This is a genomic window from Oscillospiraceae bacterium (assembly GCA_031265355.1).
Classification (GTDB): Bacteria; Bacillota; Clostridia; order Oscillospirales; family UBA929; genus JAIRTA01.
In genome coordinates, this window is sequence record JAISCT010000043.1 from 1 (window position 1) to 5833 (window position 5833).

1 protein-coding gene is annotated in these 5833 nt (G+C 57.6%); it reads right to left on the reverse strand.

The window, feature by feature from the left end:
• Window positions 1–5549, reverse strand: a 5549-nt coding sequence (locus tag LBK75_06340) for a hypothetical protein (GenBank protein MDR1157911.1), incomplete at its 3' end; no start/stop codon positions are given.
• Between the last annotated feature and the right edge of the window lie 284 nt (window positions 5550–5833).

Genomic DNA, 5833 nt, shown 5'->3' on the forward strand with positions numbered 1-5833 from the left:
ACGATGTCCACGCGCACGTCGGCGTCGGCAATGGTCCAGTCCGTCAGGGGGACGTTTAAGGAAGCGTACAGGTAGCCGTTCGCTGTGATGCTGAACTTGAGGAAATCAAACACTTCCTGTACGCTTTTGAATCCGCCCCGCTTCTCCCAAAGGAAGGGCGAGATCGTCATGTTCACGCTGAACCCCCCGGCGCCGTCCACGATGCCGAGAAGCGACACGTGGCATTTGGCGTTGATGAAGAACAGCAGGCTGCGCTTGCCCTTCACTATGGTGCCCGCGTCCTCATACTCCTCAAATGGGCCGTCCTTCATACCGTATTCAAGGCTCAATTCCTTGATGAGCGGGAACGAGAAAGGCCCGATCTCCAGATTGCCCTCCACGCTAAAGCCGCCCGAGAACATCTCCGACCACATCTCCGCCTCAAAGCCGAGAACCTCCACGAGTTTGAACTTGCCGCCGATGATGATGCGCATGGAGGGGATGGTGTTCTTGCGCGGGTCGTAGTCAAAGGTGTCCGCCAGATTGGTCACGCCCACCTTTATTCCGTTGATCTCTATAATCTGCACCGGAACGGGCGGGAGGCCCGCGCCCACGCCAAGCCCGTCGAGGCCGATCGAGACCACGTAGCGGTCGAGGACCGGTATCTTGAAGCGCTCGGAGCGGGCCAGATACAACTCGCCGGCGAGTTCGATGACTTTGAAATTTATCATGGCCTCAAATCCGAAGTCCTGCGTGAAGGTGTTGAAGACGCCCGACGCCTGGCCGCCGTAGCCGCCTATGGCGTCCGGCAGCTTCACCGTGCCTTCGCCTTCCGCCCAGACATTGTCGATGGGGATGAGCCTCGCCGTGTTGTCGGTCACCAGAGACACGAGCTCCACGCGGAATATGGGATCCTTCGTGCCGGGTATCTGGACGTTGATCTGGCCGCCGATATCAAAACCGTGCCCCAGCAGATATATCTCCCGATAGTCCGCGGTCAGCCCCTCCAGCTCGTAGTCGCCTATCTTCAAGGCTACGGAGTTGCCCGTCCACCGAAGCTCCGCCGGTATGTCGTCCGGGTCGCCGGACTCGACCTGATTGCCGCCCGACCACGCCGCGCCCTCGAGGTCGGGATAGATCGTCACCGTGTTTTCCCGCAGCGCGTCCACCTCCGCCTGCCACTTGGCCTTCGCGTCCTCGGCATTGGCGGCGTTGCCCTTGTGGTATTCGGGGATCTCATACGGGATCGTGTAGTTCTTATACTTCTCAATATCTATTTTGAGCGTGTTCGTGCCGAAGCGAACCCCATTGTTCGATCCGATCTGTATCGGCAGCCAGACGGGGATGATCTTGCCGCCAAAGGTCATCTCATAGCTTTCTATCGTGACTGAGCCGTTGTCCTCGTCGATATAGAATTCGCCGGCGCCGCTGGGCAGATTCTTAAAATAGGCGTGGCCGTTCATGACTATGGTTCCCTGCGCCCAATAATCGTGGTCTTCGTAGCCCACAAAAAAGCCGTTGGAACTGTCGTTAACAAAGGTCAGCAGCGGCGGCGAATCGCTGATGCGGCCGGCGGTTTTCATCATATCCTCATTGCTGACGCCCGTCACGACTATCCAGTTCCCCCGCTCGATGCCGGGATGTGCGCGCATATCCTCGGGGTATATGTGATCGACCTTCACGATGCCGATATGGGTCAGTTCCCCCGGGGCGTATATGGTCGGGCTGAGGTAAAAGGTGTAGCTCTTCTCGCCGGATTCGCGCAGTCCGTCGCCGTATGACCACTTGACGGTCAGGGTATAGTTACCCTCGGGGAAGCTGTATTCGCCGTCGATGCCGAACAGGCTGCGCAGGTCGAGCGCCATGAGCTGCCCGTTCCGGGCTCCGGTGAAATCGTCGCGGAACTCATTTTGCGGCCATGAGAACGCGGCATTGTTATTGGCATAGACGTCGCCGGTCACGTTCTTCGGAAAGCCCTCCTGCGTTTTTTCGCTCGCGAGCGTCATCTCGGTGATCTTGGGCGCGGGGTTGCCGTTCAGCAGATTTTTGAGATTTTCGCTGTAGCCGCTTTTACCGTCCGCGTCTAACTTATAGTAGCCGGCGTGCAGATTGACCGTCTTGAAGGTGTTGGAGTTGGCGGAGTTGAAGCTGACGCCGTCGGATAGGCCAAGGCTCGGCGCCACGGGTTTTTCCTGTATGGCGATGGTTGCCTCCGGCTTCGTCACCGTAACGGAATATGTCGCGGAGCCTCCCTTTGAGTGCAGGAACGACGTCGTAAAGCCATCGCCGGAAGCGGGCAGCATATAGTCTATGCCGTCGCCCATGCGGGACCAATCCAGAGTCAGTTCGATCGCGCCCTTGCCCTCACCGTCACGCAGGACGTTCAGCGCGCGGGTCTCCGAGCGGCCCGAGCCTTCATACACCCGCACCTCTCCGGGCCTGTACACGTTCCACTCCTGCGGCTCAAAGCCGGTGATGTTCAGCCGGTTGTATTTGACGGCGTAGGTCAGCCTTACTATCGCGTTGTTTTGAAACATGGGCTGGAAATAGTAACGGGCGACCAAACCGCTGACCGGCCAGTCCGCCTGCCATGTGCCCCCAAGGGGCGTCAACGCCATTGTGGTTGCGCCGCCCGTCATGACCGCCGCGCTCTCAAGCGTGTACCGGTCGAACTGTTGGGGAGCCTCCAGCCGCAGAAATTTGTCCATGAACGCCTCAACGTTGAGCCCCTCATTCCACGGCGGAGCGGTAAAGTTGGTGCTATCATAAACCTTGGTCGGATCCACCGCAGCCGAGCGCACGGTGTTTTCGGGCAGGGAGAGGCGGTTGCCGTATTCGTCGTAGGCTTCCAAGGTCAGGCTGTAGACCTTGGTCTTTTTGTAGCCGGTGAGTTCGAGTATGACGTCCTCATCGGGCATGGTGAAAGTGCCCGCCGTACTGTTCGCATTGGAAGGATTGTAGGAAGTCGGGAAATAGCCGGGGCCGGTAATTTCGGTGAAGCCTTCGGGAGTCACGCCGTTCATCGTAAGGCCGCTTACCACCCAATTGTCCATATCGCTCAGGCTGTTGGTGTCGATGGCCCAGGTGGTTGGATAGAGGGCGTAGTACACCGTTGTACCCGTCCTGACCCTGCCGAGGCGTCCCGCTTCGTCCACCTCGTAGAGCTTGCGGGCGCCGGACGCCGTGTCTGTCCAGAACGCCACGTCAAAGCGCAGCATACCGTCGCCCGCCAAGGGCTTCACGGTGATCGAGTGCATTTCCGCGCTTACGTCGTCGGAGCTTTCGAGCGTTGCGGTGACGGTTACATCGCTGTCGGCGGGCATGGTGAATTTGTGAGCGCCGCCGGCCTGGGCGGCAAGAGTAGCGCCCGTTGCCTCCACCTTCTCCAAAGAGTAGCCGCCCTCTATATTCGTCATGTAGACGTAGACTTCATCGCCGGACTGCGGACGTGAGCCATGCGCCGAATCTACTACCACGGTCGCTGTGCCTTCACCGGAGACCGTAGTAAGGACACGGTAGTTGTTGCCTTGCTCATACACGAGATCAACCGGCTCGCCCGGCATGGTGAAGCTGTTCGTGTTCGTGATTTCGCCCGTTTCATTTCCTGTAAGAGCGCTTGTCTTTGTCCCCGCCTTGTAAACGTAGAGCTTGTAGCCGGAATAAGAGCTAAGGGCGCTAGAATTAACGGTGACCGTAGTGCTCGGCGTCGCCCATTTCAAGCCTCCGCCCTCGCTGACGCCGCTGATCGCGCCCCAAAGAGCGGTCTCCACGGTCTGCACAGTATATGAAGTGGAGTACGCCTTGATGTTGACAGGGTTCGGCTCGGTCGAGACTGTCGTGATCCCCGCCGCGATTGCGCCGGTCTCGGCGTTGTTCGGAACGGTGAACGTATAGGTGTAGTTCAACGGGCCGGCAAGGTCGCCGCCGCCGGCCGTGAGCGTAGTGGGCTCGCCGTAGTCCCAACGTATCGACGGATAGCCCTCTGCGCTCCAGGGACCGTAGGCCAGGCTTTCCATTTCCATATTGAGCTTTGCCGTAGAGCTCTGCTTTGCGAAATAGTACCGTCCGTAGAATACCGAATCGTAGTATTCCGTCACATCACTGCCGCTCAGGCTGACCGTCGCGCCGTTGAGTGAACCCGCCGTGTTCAACGTGACATAGGCATATCCCGCAGGGGCTTCCACGATCGGAATTATGGCGATGGACAAGTCTTCATCAGCCTTGCGATGGGTGAAGGCTTCGGCCATGGGGATGGTCGCGGAGGAACCTATCAGTATCTCTTCCCGTTCAATCATTTCTCCTTCAATGAGCTCGTAATTGGACCACGACCAATCCTCCCCGCCGCCGTCCCAGTGGGCCTCGATCATAACTTTCCTGACCCCGTCTTGTATGATTTGCGGCGTGTCGGGTTTGTAGGCAAGCTGAATAGTCAAATCGGCGGCGGCGGTGACGATGCCTTGCAGATATGTGACATACTCGTCGTATTCCGCCGTCGTATCGGACAAGGAAACGGAGGCGTTCATACTGAACCAGCTCTCGGGCGCGTTGAGACGGTTGATTATCACGGTCGCTGACTGCACTCCCTCGGACAACAGGGCAAAAGTCGCAGACTCCGATGTGAGCTCCGGCGCGGGGTCAAAATGCGGATCGCCCCGTTTCAAATCATAGAAGCCATAGTTTGTGCCAAAGGTGGCCTGATTTCCTTGGCTCACGCTTACCTCGCTCCAGTAAAGCAGCGCCGCGCTGTCCGCGCCTGAGCCGTCGAACAGCGCAATGTCGGCGGGTGTGTAGTCGTAATCCGCGTCGCAGGCTTCGTCAAAGGCTGCGAACGTGACGCCGTCAGGCGCGGCAAAGGCTGTGTCGTCAAACAAAAGATAGCCCTTGTTCGGGCTGTCGGCAAAAACAGGGCTCTCCGATTCGAGGTTGGATTCTTCGATGAATTCCTTGCTGACAAAGGCGGAGGCCGGCACGGCGTTCAGCGCCGCCGCCGATTCTATCAGCGCCGCGTTGTCCTCGCCGTCAAGCAGCATCACCGGGACGCTTTCGTCAGGCGTGAACTGCGTATCCAGCAAGATACGCCCGGCGATGTTCGCGGCGCCCTCGCCGAAATACTGCGCGCTGTAGCCAACCTTCACGGCATATGAATTGCTGTGCTCCGTATCGCTCGTGACGGCAAAATACTGCGAGACGATAAAATCGCCTATTTGCCAGTGGGATTCCAGGATGCCGTTCTCACTGGTCTGCGGCGCTATGCCGACGGCGCCGCTCATACCGCTGTAATAAGCGCCGTAATCATACGCTTCGCCATCAATTCGGAATGTGGCGTGGGACAGCGGTTTCGCGCTGTCGAAGCTCTCCGTCGCGGGCAGAACGGCAAAGCCGCCGTCGAGTGTGTTGACATACAATGTGATGTAGTCATTGTACAAAATGGTGTATACCGCGCCGTCCCCTGCGGTATACACCCCGCTTTTCACGCCTTCGGCTTCCCGCAAGCCGAAGGCAAAAGCCCCCGGCGGCAGCATCGTAAGTACCGTCATTGCGATAAGAAGTGTTGCGATAATTCTTTTCATTTTGTGTTCCTCCCAAAATTGACTATACGATAGTAGATAGAATAGAACAATTTTTTGAGAAAAGAAATCCTACCGGTATGAGGTTTTTGAAAATAAATATTATCGCGGCTCGGGCGAAGTATGAGGTTTTAGGAGGGGGGAGTATGCTTTCAGCTTTGTTTGTAGCAACTACAACAGAATAAACTGCGCCGCAGTCATAATCTTTGGTTGGGTAACCGTGCTTTCGGTGAAATCTTTGTCCCCGGTGACAAGAATATCCACGCTCGCCTTTTTTGCCGCCCGGA